The sequence below is a fragment of the Planotetraspora phitsanulokensis genome (assembly GCF_016863295.1).
Taxonomy (GTDB): Bacteria; Actinomycetota; Actinomycetes; order Streptosporangiales; family Streptosporangiaceae; genus Planotetraspora; species Planotetraspora phitsanulokensis.
On the sequence record NZ_BOOP01000029.1, the window covers coordinates 41,212 to 57,829 of the forward strand.

Here is a 16,618-nt window from a genome sequence, read left to right on the forward strand (position 1 = left end):
CCGCACCTGTCTACCTTCAGGCGGTCGTGCTTGGAGGTAGGGATGCGGAGATACGCGCGTGCACTGGCCGTCGCCCTGGTGGTCGGCGTCCCCGTGCTCGCCGGCGGCACCGGAGTCGCCGAGGGGAAGGCACAGGTCCAGCTCGGAGCCGGCGGGGTCGGCCAGGGGAGCGGGAGCGGCTACGAGATCGCGGTGCCGGGGGAGTCCGTCGAGGCGGACAGGACCGGCCGTACGGTCGCGCCCGGCATAGAGCTCACGTCGTTCGACACGTTCGGGCGGGCGGGCTGGATGCGGGCCCACGTGCTCGACGCCGACCTGAAGGACTCCCGGGTCGACGTCGGGCTGGTGGGCGGCAAACTGACCGAGACCCGGGCACTGTCCAAGTCGGCCGACGCCCAGGGCGCCGTGGCCGCGGTCAACGGCGACTACTACGACATCAACCAGACCAACGCCGTCATCGGGCCCCAGGTCCGCGGGGGCGAGCTGAGCAAGGCGACCACCCAGTCCGGCACGGTCGCGGCGATCGGTGAGGACGGGGTCGCCCGGCTGGCGAACGCCCTGCTTGAGGGCACTGTCACGGTCGCCGGGACCGCCCAGCCCGTCGCCTCCCTGAACACCGCCTCGATCCCGCCGAACGGGGTCTCGGTCTTCACCGAGCAGTGGGGTCCCGGCCTGCGCACGCTGATCCCGCACTCCGGCTCGCTCGTCGAGCTCGTCGTGACAGGCGGCGCCGTCAGCGCGGTGAACCAGACGGTCACCACGACGCCGGTGCCGGACGGCGGCCTCGTGGTCGTCGCCCAGGGCAGCGCCGCCGCCCGGCTGGCCACGGCCAAGCCCGGCGACCCTGTGAGCCTGGACGTCGGCCTGCGAACCGACTCCCCGGCCAAGTTGCGCACCGCCCTGGGCAGCGGCGAGGTCCTCGTCAGGAACGGCGAGCCGATCGACTTCCCGCCGTCCACCGGCAACGACGCGCCCAAGCCGCGCACCGCCATCGGCTGGACCGACGGAGGCCGCCGCCTTCTCCTCGTGACCGTGGACGGCTCCGCCAACTTCTCTCCCGGCCTCAGCTTCGACGAGACGGCCAAGCTGCTCGTACGGCTCGGCGCGCAGGAGGCCTTCATGCTCGATGGGGGAGGCTCCTCCGACATCGTCGCGCGCACTCCCGGCGACGCGGGCGTCAGCGTGGTCAACACGCCCTCGGACGGCGGCGAGCGGCTGATCCCGAGCGGCGTCGGCCTCTTCACGAAGAAGGGCTCGGGCACGCTGAAGGGCATCGACGTCCGCACGGCCGCCGACCGCGTCTTCCCCGGCCTCACCCTCGGCGTCTCCGCCGCCGGCTACGACGAGTCGTACGCTCCGGTCGCCTTCGGGCGCGACAAGGTCCACTGGGACGCCGGGCGGCTCGGCAAGGTGCGCGACGGCGTCCTGCACGCCGAGCGCTCCGGTGAGGGAGACGTGGCGGCCCAGGCAGGACGGGCGCACGGCGGCGCCGACGTCCGCGTGCTGGGCGACCTCGCCTCCGTGAAGTTCAGCGTCCCGAGCCTGACCCTGGACGCGGGCGGTTCCGGCAGCGTCCGGATCACCGGGTTCGACGCCGACGGCTTCGACGCGCCCGTGGCCGTGCGCGACGCCGACCTGTCGTACGACTCGGACGTGGTCAAGGTGGAACCCCAGGATGACGGCTCGCTGAAGGTGACCGGGCTCGCGGCCGCCGACGGCACGGGAACCGCCATCACGGCGACCGTCCAGGGCAGGGTCGCGCGGCTGCCGGTCGCGGTCGGGCTCAAGCACGTGACGCTGGCCGAGTTCGGCGCCGACGAGGGCTGGGGCGTCTCGACGGCCAAGGCCACCGCGTCGGTGTCGGCCGTGAGCGCCGCGGACCGGCCGGACGCGCCCGCGGGCAACCAGGCGGTCCAGCTCACCTACGACTTCCGCGGCACCACGGGCACCTCCGCGGCGTACGCGGTCGCCAAGCCCACCCCGATCACCCTGCCGGCCGGCACCAAGCGGCTGGGCCTGTGGGTGTACGGCGACGGCAGGAGGCACTGGCTGCGGGCCACGCTGCGCTCGCAGGGGACGACCAACGTGCCCTTCACCTTCGCCTCCGTCGTGGACTGGACGGGCTGGAAGTGGGTCGAGGGCGCGCTGCCCTCCGGCTTCTCCGAGCCGATCACGCTGACCAACGTCTACATCGTCGAGACGTCCGACCTGGCCAAGGACGCCGGGCAGCTCAGGTTCGACGCGCTCACCGCGCTGGTCGGGCAGGACCTGCCGGTGGACGCCGCCGTAGAGCCCGATCCCTTCGTCATGGAGCAGGCCGACATCGCCGATCGGCGGTGGCGCTTCGCGATCATGTCGGACCTGCACGTCGGCAGTGCCGGGGGTCCTGGCTCGTTCGCCGCGCAGCAGGCCGGGGAGGCGCTGAAGCAGGCCGTCGCAGCCAAGCCCGACTTCATCGTGATAAATGGCGACTTCGTGGACAACAATGCGCCGGCGGACTTCGCGCTGGCGCAGCAGATCCTCACGGCTAACGTGCCGGCGAGCGTCCCGGTCTACTGGACGCCGGGCAACCACGAGTCGGGTGCCACGGCCACGGGCACGCTCGACAACTTCCTCGCGACCGGACGCCCGGCGAACCAGGTGTTCGACCACAAGGGGACCCGCTTCATCCTGCTCAACACCACCCTGGGCGGGTTGCGGGCCTCGGACTGGTCGCAGGTGCCGCTGCTCCAGCAGGAGCTGGCGAAGGCGGCGAAGGACCGTTCGGTGAAGTCCGTGGCGGTCGTCTTCCACCATCCGCTGCACGACCCCAGCGGAGCGGGCGCCTCGCAGTTCTCGGACCAGATGGAGGCCGGCCTGGTGGAGAAGTGGCTGGCCGACTTCCGCGAGAGCGCGGGCAAGCCGGTCGCGCTGTTCACCGGCCACGCCCACACCGCCGCCGCCGGCCGGGCGGACGGCGTACTCGAGGTCACCACCCCGGCGGTCGGCAAGACCCCGTACAGCTCGGCCGACAAGGGCGGGTTCTTCGGCTGGGACCTGGTCGGCGTGGACCCCACGCCCGGCAGGATCCGGGGCGGCCTCCCGAGCCCGGACTCCCGCGACTGGCTGACCGCGCGGGTGAACCCGGTATTCGACAAGGTGTCGCTCGCCGTCCCCGGCACGCTCGCCGCGGGCACGACTGCGGCCGTCTCGGCCACCGGCACCACGACCGGCTTCGGGCTGACGTTCCCGCTGCGGTACCCGGCCAGCGTGACCTGGAGCGGGGACCGCGCGCTCGCCGTGGTCGAATCGGCGCGCGAGGTCCCGGCCGCGGGACGGCGCCACGGCGTCGTCGCCGTCCTCGACGTCTCCTCCGGCAGGCTGACGGCCGTACGGCCGGGGCAGGCCACGATCACCGTCGCGTCCGGCGCGGAGTCGGAGTCGGCGACCGTCAGCGTGACCGCGTCGCACTGAAGCGGATCACTGGATCAAAACTGGATCACTGGATCACTGAGCACGGGCCCGGGGCACACGTCCCGGGCCCGGCCCTTTCCGTGGACGCGGTGCGAGACTGGGGCCATGGCTCATTCGGACACCCATGTGCACGAGGCGGACCCGGCCTGCGCGGTGGCGCACGGGGAGACGGCGCCGCCGCAGGACGACCGCACCCTTGTGGCCGTGTTCGCGTCCCCGGTCGCGGGCTATCTGCTGCGGTACGGGGCGGATCTCGGCTATCGCGGCATCCTCCTCGAGCCCGACCGCGATCTCGCCGAGAAGGTGCGGGCGGAGGCGCCGGCCTTCGAGGTGACCAGCGGCCCGCCCGCCGGCCTGGACGGCACGGCCGACGTGGTCGTCACCGACCACCACCGGGCCGACCTCGGGCCCGTGCTCCGCGACCTGCTCGCCCACGAGTGCCGGTGGATCGGGGTGATGGGCAAGCCGTACCATCCGGCGCCCCACGAGGTCGCGCTGGCCGAGCTGGGGGTCCCGGCGGAGGTGGTCGCCCGGGTCCACCGGCCCATCGGGCTCAACATCGGTTCCCGTACGCCGCCGGAGATCGCCGTCGCCACGCTGGCCGGGCTGGTCGCGGACCGCAACGGCCGGCCGGGCGGCTTCGCGTTCTGAGGGGCCTCGCGGCGTTGACCCGATCGGCCGCTCGTGCGCAGGATCGAAGGCAGAGCGCACGAGAAAGGGTGATCCCATGACGAAAGTGCTGATCATCACCGGTGACGCCGCCGAGGACCTCGAGGTGATGTACCCCTACCAGCGGCTGCTCGAAGAGGGGTTCGACGTCGACATCGCGGCGCCGTCGGCGAAGAAGCTCCAGTTCGTGGTGCACGACTTCGTCGACGGCTTCGACACCTACACGGAGAAGCCGGGCCACGCGTGGCCGGCCGACGTGTCGTTCGCCGACGTGCGGCCCGGAGACTACGACGCACTCGTCGTGCCGGGCGGGCGCGCGCCCGAGTACATCAGGAACGACGCGGCCTGCCAGGAGATCGTCCGGCACTTCGCGGAGCGTTCGAAGCCGATCGCCGCCCTCTGCCACGGCCCGCTCGTGCTCGCGGCGGCGGGAGTCCTCAAGGGGCGGGTGAGCAGCGCGTATCCGGCCTGCGCGCCCGATGTCGAGCAGGCGGGCGGCACATGGGTCGACAGCGAGGCGCACGTCGACGACAACCTCGTCACCGGCCGCGCCTGGCCCGACCATCCGGCGTGGATGCGGGCGTTCCTCAAGGTCCTGCGCGCCTCCGGGTCGGAAGCCTGAGACCGGGCCCCTGGGAACCGAACGTATCGCGCAGTTCAGTACGATCTACAAAGAGCCCGCCCTTTGGTGGCGGGCTCTTTCGTGTCTCGTGACACCACTTAGCGACTGATCCTGCCCGAATCCGGGCAGGAATCTTGATAGTCGGCATCCGCGCTACGTTAAGGTCCTGCTCTGTGTCCACGGCACGACATCCCTTCGAGGACCTGATCGGTCATCTCACCAGGACGACCCCGCTCGGCCCCGGTGAGGCGGCACGGGTGGTCGCCGACGTCCTGGCGTACTTCGGCGAGCCCGCCGAGGACTTCGTCCGGCGGCGTCACGGCGAGCTCCAGGCGAAGGGGTTCACCAACGACGAGATCTTCCCCAGGATCTCCGTCGAACTGTCGGGAAGGCGTGTCGCGGCGCCGGAGCTGTCTCTCCGCCAGCTCCGTCGGATTGTTTACGGATAGGAGCGGATATGTGCGGAATCGTCGCTTACGTGGGATCGCAGGACGCGGCGCCCATCCTGCTCGAAGGACTCCAGCGCCTGGAATACCGCGGATACGACTCCGCCGGCCTCGCCGTCGTCAACTCCAAGAGCCTGCGGACGCGTAAGGTCAAGGGCCGCGTGGCCGACCTGGCGGCGGCGGTCCCCGCCCGGTTCAAGGGCGGGTCGGGCATCGGCCACACCCGCTGGGCCACCCACGGAGTCCCGAGCGACGTCAACGCGCACCCGCACCTCGACCAGGAGCAGCGCATCGCGGTCGTCCACAACGGCATCATCGAGAACGCCGACGAGCTCCGCCGCCGCCTGGAGGCCGACGGGGTCGTCTTCGAGAGCGAGACCGACAGCGAGGTGCTCTCCCACCTGATCGGCAGCACCGTCAAGGAGACCGACACCCTCGAGGAGGCCGTCCGCCGGGCGCTCAAGAGCGTCGTCGGCACGTACGGCATCGCCGTCGTCGACTCCCACCGCCCGGGTGAGATCGTGGTCGCCCGCAACGGCAGCCCGATCGTCCTCGGCATCGGCGAGAAGGAGATGTTCGCCGCCTCCGACGTGGCCGCGCTGATCCGCTACACCCGCCAGGTCGTCCACCTGGAGGACGGCGAACTGGCCGTCCTGAAGGCCGACGGCTTCAACACGTTCACGAGCGACGCGCGCGAGACCTCCAAGGAGCCGTTCACGGTCGACTGGGAGGCCGGCCACTACGACAACGGCGGCTACGAGCACTACCTGCTCAAGGAGATCTCCGAGCAGCCCGACACGGTGGCCCGCACGCTGCGCGGCCGGCTCGACGACCGTTTTCACATCGCCCACCTCGGCGGCCTCAACATGGACCCGCGCGAGAGCCGGTCGTTCCGCCGCGTGAAGATCATCGGTTGTGGTTCCGCGTACTACTCCGGTCAGATCGGCGCGCAGCTGATCGAGGAACTCGCCCGCATCCCCGCCGACGCGGAGCCCGCGTCGGAGTTCCGCTACCGCAGCCCGGTCGTCGAGGCGGACACCCTCTACATCGCGATCAGCCAGTCGGGGGAGACCTACGACACGCTCGCCGCCGTCCAGGAGCTGAAGCGCAAGGGCGGCAGGGTGCTCGGGATCGTCAACACCGTGGGCAGCGCGATCGCCCGCGAGTGCGACGGCGGCGTCTACCTGCACGCGGGGCCGGAGGTCTCGGTGGCCTCGACCAAGGCGTTCACGTCCACGGCGGTGGCGTTCGCGCTGATCGCCCTGCACCTGGGCCGGGTCAGGGACCTCTCCCCAGCCGACGGCAGGCGGATCGTCGACGGTCTCAGGCGGCTCCCCGAGCAGATCAAGGAGATCCTCACCCAGGAGGAGCACATCAGGACGCTGGCGATGAAGTACGCCGACGCGCCCGGGATGATGTTCGTCGGCCGGGTCCGCGGCTACCCGGTCGCCCGTGAGGGGGCCCAGAAGCTCAAGGAGATCTCCTACGTCCACGCCGAGGCCTACCCCGCGAGCGAGCTCAAGCACGGCCCGCTCGCGCTCATCAGTCCCGAGCTGCCGACCGTGGCGGTCGTCCCCGACGACGAACTCCTCGACAAGAACCTCACCACGCTCGGCGAGATCCGTGCCCGGCAGGGGCGCATCCTGATGGTCGGCCACCGGACGGCCGAGGCCGCCGACGACTGCATCGTGGTCCCCAAGAACGAGACCGAGCTCGACCCGATCCTGCTGACGATCCCGCTCCAGATCTTCGCCTACCACGCGGCCGTGGCCCTCGGGCGAGACGTCGACCGGCCGCGCAACCTGGCCAAGAGCGTGACCGTGGAGTAGGCGCCGAAACTCGCCGTGGGGTGTCACGGCGGAGACGTGAGAGCACCTCTGCCCGAAATGTAGTCACATGGCGTGATAAGTCGTACGCTGTCGGTATGCAGGCTCCTTTGGGGGGAGGATGCCGACGTGCGACGCCGATCGGTCTTCGCGCTGGGGGCGGGGGTGCTGGCTCTCGCGGCGGGGTGCGGAACGGCTGATCCGCCGGTCCAGCGCGAGATCGCCTTCGTCGTCCCCGGTCCCTCCGGAGGGCAGAACGCGGCGTTCGCCCGTGTGATGAAGGCGCTCATCGAGCATCGCCGGTGGGCGCACAAGGTCGGCGTCAGCACGCGGCCGGGCGGTGGCGGGACGCTCGCCATCGCCCGATTCGTGGCGGCGGGCCGTCAGGGCGACCTGATGGTCGCCGACCCGGCGCTGGTCGCCGTCGCCGCGATGGACCGGGCGGCGCCCATCGCGGGCAGCACCTGGCCGCTGGCCCGGCTCGCGGGGCAGTGGGAGGTCCTGGTGGCCTCGCCCGCCTCGCGGTTCAGGACCTTCGACGACTTCGCCGCCGCACTCCTGCGCGACCCCGCCGGGCCCAAGGTGGCCGGCGGGGCGACGGGCGGCCCCGACCACCTGCTGTACGGCCTGACGGCCCAGGGCCTGGGGGCCGACACCCGGCTGCTCGACTACGCCTCGTTCCCCAACGGCGCGCAGGCGGTGGACGCGGTCGTCGACGGCAGGGTCGCCCTCGGGTTCGGCGGCCACCGGGACGTGGCCGCCCACATCAGAGCGGGACGGCTGCGCCCACTCGCCGTCTCCGCGTCCGCGCGTCTCGAGGGCGTGGACGCGCCGACGCTGATCGAGTCGGGCGTGCGCCTGATCTACGCGAACTGGTGGGGTCTGCTCGCCTCCCGGAGGCTGGGCCAGCCCCAGCGGGACGCGCTGCTGGCCCTCTGCCAGGCGGTCGGGGAGTCGGGCGCGTGGGCCCAGGCCTGCTCGCGCAACGGGTGGACGCCGATGTTGCTGGCCGGCGACGACTTCCGCCAGTGGCTCGAGGCCGAGACGGGCCGCACCGACAAGCTCCTCGGCGATCTCGGTCTGCTCTGACCGTCGTAATCCGGGCGTTCGACCACGTCAGCCCATCTGGCAGTATTCGTCACTGGTGTGTGTTTCCTCCTCACCGTGGAAGGGCAAAGGGCGGACGATGACGACGAGTGGGGGCGCCGTCCTGTCGGCCGCGTGGAACTGGGGCACTCTGACCGGTGCCGTCGTCGTCGCGATCATCGCCGTCGAACTCGTCCGGCGGGTGCTGAAGTCCCGCCTCGTGGGCGATCGCTGGTCGCTCGCCGGCCCGGTCGTCAGACGCTGCACCTGGCCCGGGTTCGCCTCCGCCGTCGTCGCGGCCGCCAACGCCGTGTACACGCCGGACATGATCGCCCCACGGGCGGACGGCCTCCTCCGGCACGCGTTCACGCTCCTGCTCATCACCTGTGTGACCTGGCTGGTGATCCAGGCGGCGTACGCGGTGACGGACGTGGTCCTCGACCGCCTCCTGCACGTCCAGGGCGACCGCAACCGCCGCGCGAGGCGGATCCGCACGCAGATCACCCTGGTCCGGCGGATCTCCGCCGCGGTCGTCGTGATCGTCGCGCTCGGCGCGATGTTGTTCACCTTCCCCGAGGTGCGGGCGCTCGGGGCCGGGCTGCTGGCCTCGGCCGGCATCGCGGGCGTGGTGGCCGGCATCGCTGCGCAGTCCATCCTCGGCAACATGCTGGCCGGTCTGCAGCTCGCCTTCAGCGACGCGATCCGCCTCGACGACGTCGTGGTGGTCGAGAACGAGTGGGGCCGGATCGAGGAGCTGACGCTCACCTACGTGTCGCTGCGGCTGTGGGACGAGCGGCGGCTGATCCTCCCGGTGTCCTACTTCACCAGCAACCCGTTCGAGAACTGGACCCGCCACGAGAGCCGGATCCTGGGGAGCGTCTACCTGAGGGTGGACTGGTCGGTGCCGATCGAGGAGCTGCGCACCGAGCTCTACCGGGTGTTGCGCGACAACCCGCTCTGGGACCAGAAGGACTGGACCCTCCAGGTCACCGACGTCACGCCGGAGGGGCTGGTCGAGCTGCGCGCGCTGATGAGCGCCGCCGACTCGGCCAGTGCGTGGGATCTGCGGTGCGACGTCCGCGAGCAACTGGTGACGTTCGTCAGGGAGAAGTATCCGGAGGCGATCCCGCGGCTGCGGGTCGAGCCGATCGACGGGTCATGACGTGTTCGAGGGGCGCAGCACCCGGGTGCCGCCCGCGATGAGCGCCGTGGCCAGGATCCACCCCGCCACGATCAGGCAGTTGGCCAGCCACTGGGTCCAGCCCACCGGCTCCCACGCGCCGCGCTGCTCGAACACGCTGACGGGCGCGAGCAGGTCGATCGTGTAGGTGAACGCGTTGAAGCTCCGCGACTCGTCGAGCCCGATCTGGTGGGGTCTCCAGTGGGAGAAGACCGAGGTGCCGGCGGCGAGGAGCAGGGTGACCCACAGGCCCGCCAGCCAGGGGCGGTAGCCGTACCCCACGACGATGTCCAGCAGCCGCCCCCACACGCGTCCGGGGAGCTTGAGCGTCCGCCGCCGTGCCCGCTGCTTGGCGAGCAGGACCCGCCGGGCCTCGGACTCGTGCCCGATCCTGCGGTAGTACGTGGCGAGCTGCTCGTACGGCTGCGGCCGGTAGCCGTCGGGGTCGCGGTGGAGCCACGGCAGCCGGTCGGCCAGGACGGCGGGGCCGCGCAACGACTCGTAGGTAGTGCCGTTGAGGTGGACGTCCCCCGGATAACAGTCCGGGCGGTCGAACAGCACGCCGACACGGGAGTAGCCGAGGTTGATCCCCCCTTCGATGGAGGCCGGCAGCAGGATCAGCTCGTCGACCTGCATGTGGCTCAGGTGCAGGACCCGCCCCTGCGCCTTGAGTACCGCTCCGTCGAAGGACAGCACGCCGGAGATCCGGGCGCCGCGCAGCCGGACCGTCCCTGTGGCGGTGAAGCCCTGGCTCAACTCCGCCGCCGTGGCCTGCATGTGGTCGGCGAACACGGCGTGGCCGTCGGTGCCCGACAGCACCGCGCCCTCCAGGTAGAGGCCGCTGTTGAAGCGCGCGCCGATGAACCGCAGCCCGCCGACGGTCCGCAGGCCGCGCATGAACGCGCCGCCCTCCACGGTCAGGCCCCCCGCCCAGACCGCCACCGCCACCTGCGTGACCGGCTCCGAGGCCCTGCCCTCGTTGTACGGCTGGCTCCAGCCGCGAAGGTCGTCCGTTCCGCCGCCCTTCGACGGGCCGGACGGGGATCCGACGACGGCGCGGGACATGCGGAACTGGCCGGTGACGTGGGTGTTGTCGAGACGTACGCCGTTCTCGATCGTGGATCCGTCGAGGTCGAGCAGGCCGTCGATCGTGGCCCGTCCGGCCCGTAACCGGCCGATGTGGCACCCGCGCAGGCGGACACCCTGAGTGCGTGCGTCGTTGAGGGAGACGATGCCCGGGATGTAGCAGTCCAGAAGGTGCAGCCGGGAGGTGACGACGGCGTCGGAGAGGTTCAGGTCGCCGACGATGCGCGCTCCCGCCAGGCGGATGCCCGGCACCCGCCCCGGCTGGTTCTCGCTGATGCCGAGCAGCAGGGCGGCGAGTACCTCCGCGCGGACCTCACGCCCGCGGCCCCAGGTGCGTCCTTCGCCGGGATCGTCGTTCTTCCCGTCGCGGAGGTCGACGGGGGTCCCGGTGGGGTAGGCCTCCCAGATCCTCCGCTCAGCCGCGTTGAGGCGCCAGAAGGGCCGTGATCTTCCCACGGTTGGACCATACCGGCATTCCCACCACCGAGTCATGAGCCGCAGTCGCAGCTGCAGCAGTCGCAACAGTTGCAGTCACAGCAGTCGGAGCACGTGGAGCAGTCGCAACAGTCGCCGCAGTCGGAGCACCCGGAACAGTCGCATTCGGTGAGGAGGCAGCGGTCGGAGGCGGGGCTGTCGCGTTCGCTGCTCCACTCCGGCCGGTAGAGCCCGCAGGTCACGAGGGTGAAGAGCCCCGCGACGGCCTTCCTCGCCGGCCCCGGGGGACGCACACGCTCGGCGAACCCCCGCCGGACGGCCCTGCGGGTCTCGTCCACCAGCAGCGCCTCGACGAGATGCCGCTCCCGCAACTCCAGGTCCCGTACGGCCAGGCCGAGCCCGATGGCGGCCTCGTCGCACAGGTGCCTGGCCTCGGCGAGCGACGTGCCGGTGGCCGCGAGGGGGTTGTAACGCCCGCGGGACCGATCCTCGTCGAGGTCCTCGACGGCGTCGATGATGTGCGCGATCCGGCCGAACAGGCGCCCGGCCTCACGGAGGCTCTCGGCGTTGCGGGGCTCTCCCGCCAGCACCGCCGTATGGGCGAACGCGGCCGCCACGGCCGTCTCCGTGGGTTCGGTGATGTGGAGGAGGGACGACGCGGGAGCGGCCTCCAGGGCCGCCTGCCGCTCGACGGCCTCGGTCAGCACGGCCGTGTCGAACCCGAGCGGCGCGGCGTCCCGATCGGCGGCCGCGGACCAGGAGACGGCGGCGTGGCGCAGTGGGGCACCGGAGATCCGTCGGGCGGCCACCCCGTCTCCATCGGCCGCGTGGTCGCGGATCTTCCCCGCGGCCAGGGCGAGCGACACGACGGCGGCCAGTCGCGCGCCCTGATCGCCCGAGGAGATCACGTCGGCGGTGCGGAAGCCGCGCAGGGGGCAGGGGCCGGCCGTCCGGCGCGCCGTCGGCCGGGAGTCCTGCGCCTCGGCCAGGACGGACAGGATGAGCCCGTCGTAGTTGGTGGCCATCCTGGCGAACGGGCCGTGGCGGTCACGCAGGGTGAGGCACAGCCCGCACAGATGGGCCCGCCAGGCCGTGAGGACGGTTCCGCAGGAATGATCTACGCATGGCCGTATGATCCCGAACATTTCCGGCGCTCCCCGTGATGATCATCCCCGATTCGTCGACATTGTGACATCCGGCGATGGCTTTCGGTAGGGAGCGTTGCCTCGGGGATCGGGCTATCGAAAGGCGCGTATTGCAGAGAGGCTCCGGCCTTGGCCCAGGCTCTCGGGTGAGCGGGCTTTCCCGGCCCCACCTCCGATTACGCTTCGCTGCTCATATTCCGCAAATTCCGTCACTTAGGGATAAAAGGGGTAACTCGCGGCGCACGGCCCACGCCGGTGGGGCCGTCCAGGCTTCTCCCGGGCCGCGCGGACGCGATCACCCGGCGGTCGGCGAGCCCGTCGCGGGCGCGAAATGGCCGGTGGACGCGAGGTATTCGGGGAGGGGAGTTCCCCTCGATTCTCTTGGGCGGCAAAATAGGCATAAACGGGACTCGCAGTGGTAATGACCCTGTGAGGTGTGTGATGTCACAGAATCCATTCGCCAGGTTCGCCAGATGGCTCGGACTGGACAGGAATCCGCTTCGGCGCCGGTGTGACCGGGTCGAAGCGGTAGTCCGGCTTGTCGCCGTGCTGGGCGCCATGATCGCCATCGTGGCCGGCGTGGTTCTCGGCGTCCGGGAGTACGGCGCCGGCCTGAAGGCCGAGGCCGATCAGGCCCGCGTCCGGCACCTGGTGAGCGCCACCCTGACCGAGAACGTGCTCGCGCCGCGCCTGTCGGCTGCCGGAGCCGCCGTGGGCCACGCCCAGGCGACCTGGAAGGCGCCCGACGGCACCCCTCGGACAGGTGTGATCGACGTCAGCCCCACCAAATCCGCGGGCGACGTGGTGCAGGTCTGGATCGACGACAGCGGCGCCATCGCCCAGCGGCCCCAGGACAGGGAGACCACGATCGTCGCCGCGCTGACGGTGGGAACCGGAGTGCCGCTGACCACCGCGGCGTTCCTGGCGATGGTGGTCGTCGTGACCCGCTCGGTGAACCAGCGGCGTGCCCGGCGCGCGTGGGAGGCGCAGTGGACGGTCGTCGAGCCGACATGGCGGATCAACGGCCGCTGACGCAGGCGCTCGCGGATCAGCGCTCGATGATCTCGTTCTTCCCGATCACCACGACGCCGCTGCGGGTGACGGCGAAGCGTTTGCGGTCGTAGTCGAGGTCGAAGCCGATCCTGGCGCCGTCGGGGATGACCACGTTCTTGTCGATGATCGCCCGCCGGACCACCGCGCCCCGGCCGACCTTCACGCACCCCATCAGCACCGAGTCCTCGACCTGCGAGTGAGAGTGCAGCACCACGCCCGGCGACAGGATCGAGCGCAGGGCCGTGCCGCCGGAGACGATCACACCGGGGGAGACGATCGACTCCAGCGCGTGACCGATCCGGTCCCCCTCGTTGTGCACGAACTTGGCGGGAGGCAGCGGATCGTTGCCGGTGTAGATGGGCCAGCGGTCGTTGTAGAGGTTGAACACCGGGTGCACCGAGATGAGGTCCATGTTGGCTTCGTAGTAGGCGTCCAGGGTCCCCACGTCGCGCCAGTAGCCGCGGTCCCGCTCGGTCGAGCCGGGGACGACGTTGTGGGCGAAGTCGTACACCTCGGCGCCGCCGCCCTTGACGAACATCGGGATGATGTTGCCGCCGAGGTCGTGCCGGCTGCTCGGGTCGAGTGCGTCCTCGCGCAGCGCCTCGATCAGCGCCTGGGTCTTGAAGACGTAGTTGCCCATCGAGGCGAAGATCTGGTCGGGCGCGTCGGCCAGGCCCACCGCGTCCTTCGGCTTCTCCCTGAAGGCCACGATCCGGCGGCCCGACGGGTCGGTCTCGATGACGCCGAACTGGTCGGCCAGGTCGAGAGGCTGCCGGATCGCCGCGACGGTGACGTCGGCCCCGGAGTCGATGTGCTGGTCGACCATCTGCCGCGGGTCCATCCGGTAGATGTGGTCGGCGCCGAACACGATCACATGGTCCGGGAGCTCGTCGTAGATGAGGTTGAGGTTCTGGAACAGTGCGTCGGCCGACCCGGAGAACCAGTGCGGGCCGAGCCGCTGCTGGGCGGGGACGGGCGTGACGTAGTTGCCCAGCATCGACGACAACCGCCAGGTGCGGGAGATGTGCCGGTCCAGGCTGTGGTTCTTGTACTGCGTGAGCACCACGATCTGCAGGTAGTGGGCGTTGGCCAGGTTCGACAACACGAAGTCGATCAGCCGGTAGATCCCTCCGAACGGAACGGCGGGCTTGGCCCGGTCCGCGGTCAGGGGCATCAGCCGCTTTCCTTCGCCACCTGCGAGCACGATCGCCAGGACCTTCATAGGGAGGACCCTAACCCCCCAAAGCTCTGACAAACACCCGGGTGATACGACAAGGTGCAGGGAAGCGTGATCCATCGGACACGACCTAAGCTCCTGCTATGCGTGTCGATCTGCTCAGCCGCGAGTACCCCCCGGACGTGTACGGCGGGGCCGGGGTCCATGTCGAGTATCTGGCGCGGGAGCTGCGGAGACTGGCCGACGTGCGCGTCCGGTGCTTCGGGGCGCCCCGCGAGGAGTCCGGCGTCAGCGCCTACCGGGTGCCCGGCGGCCTGGAGACCGCCAACGCCGCCCTCCAGGTGCTCGGCGTCGACCTGGAGATGGCCGCCGGCTGCGAGGGCGCCACCCTCGTGCACAGCCACACCTGGTACGCCAACTTTGCCGGGCACGTCGCCAAGATGTTGTACGGCACGCCCCACGTGGTCACCACCCACAGCCTGGAGCCCCTGCGGCCCTGGAAGGCCGAGCAGCTCGGAGGGGGCTACACGTTGTCGTCGTGGGCGGAGCGCACCGCCCTCGCGAGCGCGGACGCGGTCATCGCGGTGTCCGAGGGCATGCGGCGCGACGTGCTGACGGCCTACCCCGAGATCCCGGCCGACCGGGTGACCGTGATCCACAACGGCATCGACACCGGCCAGTACGCCCCCGACCCCGGCACGGAGGCGCTCACGCGGCACGGCGTCGACCCGGACCGGCCCTACGTCGTGTTCGTCGGGCGCATCACCCGGCAGAAGGGCCTCGTGCACCTGCTGCACGCGGCCCGGTCGTTCGACCCGGCCGCCCAGCTGGTCCTCTGCGCGGGGGCGCCCGACACCCCGGAGATCGCCGAGGAGGTGAGCGGGCTGGTCCGGGAGCTCTCCGCGGCCCGCGACGGCGTCGTCTGGATCCGCGAGATGTTGCCCAGGCCCGAGGTGATCCAGATCCTCACGCACGCGACGGTCTTCGTGTGCCCCTCGGTCTACGAGCCGATGGGCATCGTCAATCTGGAGGCCATGGCCTGCGAGACCGCCGTCGTGGCGACGGCCACCGGCGGCATCCCCGAGGTGGTCGCCGACGGCTCCACCGGTCTGCTCGTGCCGATCGACCAGGGCGCCGACGGCGAGCCGCACGATCCCGGCGCCTTCGCCGCCGCGATCGCCGAGCGGGTCAACGAGCTTCTCGGCGACCGCGAACTGGCCGCGACGATGGGCAAGGCCGGGCGGAGGCGGGCCGTCGACCACTTCTCCTGGGGCCGGATCGCCGAGCGCACGCTGGATCTCTACACGAGCGTCACGGCAGCCGGGGATCGATCATCGTGATCCCGGCGGCGCCTCCGGCCTGAGGCAGCGCCTTCATCGCGGCGGGCACCTCGCCGAGCCCGATCGTCCGCGTCACCAGGAGATCCGGGCGGAGCACCCCCGCTGTGATCATCTCCAGCATCGGGGGGTAGGCGTGGGCGGCCATGCCGTGGCTGCCCAGGATCTCCAGTTCGTGCGCGATCACCCGGCCCATCGGCAGCTCCGCTCCGTCGGGGAGCAGGCCCACCTGGACGTGGCGGCCACGACGGCGCAGGCTCTCGATCGACGCCGCGCACGTCGCCGGGCTGCCCAGGGCGTCGACGGAGACGTGCGCGCCCCCGCCCGTCACCTCGCGCACGCGGGCCGCGGGGTTCTCGCCGGGTTCGGTTCGCAGGCACTCGGCCGCGCCGAACCGTCGCGCCAGGTCGAGTGCGCCGGGGGAGACGTCGACGGCCACGACCCTGGCGCCCATCGCCGCCGCGATCATCACCGCCGACAACCCGACGCCGCCGCACCCGTGCACGGCCACCCACTCGCCGGGCCGGGTCCTGCCCTGGGCGACCACCGCGCGGAAGGCCGTGGCGAACCTGCAGCCGAGGCTCGCCGCGGTCGCGAACGACATGTCGTCGGGGAGGCGGACGAGATTGACGTCGGCGTAGTCGATCGCGACCTTCTCCGCGAAGGACCCCCAGTGCGTGAATCCCGGCTGGGTCTGGCGCTCGCAGACCTGCTGGTCGCCCGCCGCGCACTGAGGGCAGCGGCCGCACGCGCCGATGAAGGGGGCGAGCACCCGGTCGCCCGGCCGCGCGCCCGTCACGCCCGCGCCGACCGACTCCACGACTCCGGACAGCTCGTGGCCCGGCACGTGGGGGAACGCCCTGATGTCGTCGTCGTGGCCCATCCAGCCGTGCCAGTCGCTGCGGCACAGCCCGGTCGCCTCGACCCTGATGACCGCGCCCTCCGGGGACGCGACGGGCTCGGGGACCTCCCGCACCTCGGGATCTTCGCCGAACCCCTCGTACACCACCGCGCGCATCGGTTCTCCTCGCCCGCTCCATCACGTCCTGTCCGCCAGGTCGCGCCCGACAAATCATGCCCTGCCGTACGCGCCTGGTCCTCAT

13 protein-coding genes are annotated in these 16,618 nt (G+C 71.3%); 9 read left to right on the forward strand and 4 right to left on the reverse strand.

What is annotated here, in order from left to right; all coding sequences use genetic code 11:
- The first annotated feature begins 42 nt into the window (after positions 1–42).
- The 7 genes from Pph01_RS29090 to Pph01_RS29120 all read left to right on the forward strand — a co-directional run bounded on the left by Pph01_RS29090 (position 43) and on the right by Pph01_RS29120 (position 9,264).
- Positions 43–3,453, forward strand: coding sequence for a phosphodiester glycosidase family protein (locus tag Pph01_RS29090; protein ID WP_204076354.1), 3,411 nt, complete (start codon positions 43–45; stop codon positions 3,451–3,453).
- A 105-nt stretch (positions 3,454–3,558) separates the two neighbouring features.
- Positions 3,559–4,104 carry an XdhC family protein gene (locus Pph01_RS29095; RefSeq protein ID WP_204076355.1) on the forward strand — a complete coding sequence of 182 codons (546 nt, stop codon included), beginning with the start codon at positions 3,559–3,561 and terminating at the stop codon, positions 4,102–4,104.
- Between the two features lie 76 nt (positions 4,105–4,180).
- Positions 4,181–4,744: a DJ-1/PfpI family protein gene (locus Pph01_RS29100; protein ID WP_204076356.1), complete on the forward strand. Its 564-nt coding sequence runs from the start codon at positions 4,181–4,183 to the stop codon at positions 4,742–4,744.
- Positions 4,745–4,917: 173 nt separating this feature from the next.
- Positions 4,918–5,193: a hypothetical protein gene (locus Pph01_RS29105; protein WP_204076357.1), complete on the forward strand. Its 276-nt coding sequence runs from the start codon at positions 4,918–4,920 to the stop codon at positions 5,191–5,193.
- A gap of 8 nt (positions 5,194–5,201) precedes the next feature.
- Entirely contained in the window at positions 5,202–7,019 is a 1,818-nt protein-coding gene (gene glmS / locus Pph01_RS29110) for a glutamine--fructose-6-phosphate transaminase (isomerizing) (protein ID WP_204076358.1), read from the forward strand.
- 126 nt (positions 7,020–7,145) lie between these two features.
- On the forward strand, positions 7,146–8,105 hold the full coding sequence (locus Pph01_RS29115) for a Bug family tripartite tricarboxylate transporter substrate binding protein (RefSeq protein ID WP_204076359.1): 960 nt from the start codon (positions 7,146–7,148) through the stop codon (positions 8,103–8,105).
- Between the two features lie 97 nt (positions 8,106–8,202).
- Positions 8,203–9,264, forward strand: a complete 1,062-nt coding sequence (locus Pph01_RS29120; RefSeq protein ID WP_204076360.1) for a mechanosensitive ion channel family protein — start codon at positions 8,203–8,205, stop codon at positions 9,262–9,264.
- Here the strand turns inward: Pph01_RS29120 and Pph01_RS29125 are convergent.
- Positions 9,259–10,824 carry a hypothetical protein gene (locus Pph01_RS29125; RefSeq protein ID WP_204076361.1) on the reverse strand — a complete coding sequence of 522 codons (1,566 nt, stop codon included), beginning with the start codon at positions 10,822–10,824 and terminating at the stop codon, positions 9,259–9,261. The genes Pph01_RS29120 and Pph01_RS29125 overlap by 6 nt on opposite strands.
- A gap of 32 nt (positions 10,825–10,856) precedes the next feature.
- Positions 10,857–11,948 carry a DUF5685 family protein gene (locus tag Pph01_RS29130; protein WP_204076362.1) on the reverse strand — a complete coding sequence of 364 codons (1,092 nt, stop codon included), beginning with the start codon at positions 11,946–11,948 and terminating at the stop codon, positions 10,857–10,859.
- Between the two features lie 441 nt (positions 11,949–12,389).
- Between Pph01_RS29130 and Pph01_RS29135 the strand changes: the two genes are divergently transcribed.
- Positions 12,390–12,980 carry an Rv1733c family protein gene (locus tag Pph01_RS29135; RefSeq protein WP_204076363.1) on the forward strand — a complete coding sequence of 197 codons (591 nt, stop codon included), beginning with the start codon at positions 12,390–12,392 and terminating at the stop codon, positions 12,978–12,980.
- Between the two features lie 16 nt (positions 12,981–12,996).
- Here Pph01_RS29135 and glgC read toward each other — a convergent pair whose 3' ends face one another.
- Positions 12,997–14,223: a glucose-1-phosphate adenylyltransferase gene (gene glgC / locus Pph01_RS29140; RefSeq protein ID WP_204076364.1), complete on the reverse strand. Its 1,227-nt coding sequence runs from the start codon at positions 14,221–14,223 to the stop codon at positions 12,997–12,999.
- A 98-nt stretch (positions 14,224–14,321) separates the two neighbouring features.
- Here glgC and glgA point away from each other — a divergent pair, with 98 nt between their 5' ends.
- Positions 14,322–15,518, forward strand: a complete 1,197-nt coding sequence (gene glgA / locus Pph01_RS29145) for a glycogen synthase (RefSeq protein WP_204076365.1) — start codon at positions 14,322–14,324, stop codon at positions 15,516–15,518.
- Here the strand turns inward: glgA and Pph01_RS29150 are convergent.
- Positions 15,490–16,533 (reverse strand): zinc-dependent alcohol dehydrogenase family protein, encoded by a 1,044-nt coding sequence (locus Pph01_RS29150; protein ID WP_204076366.1) that lies wholly within the window; start codon positions 16,531–16,533, stop codon positions 15,490–15,492. The genes glgA and Pph01_RS29150 overlap by 29 nt on opposite strands.
- Positions 16,534–16,618 lie beyond the last annotated feature (85 nt).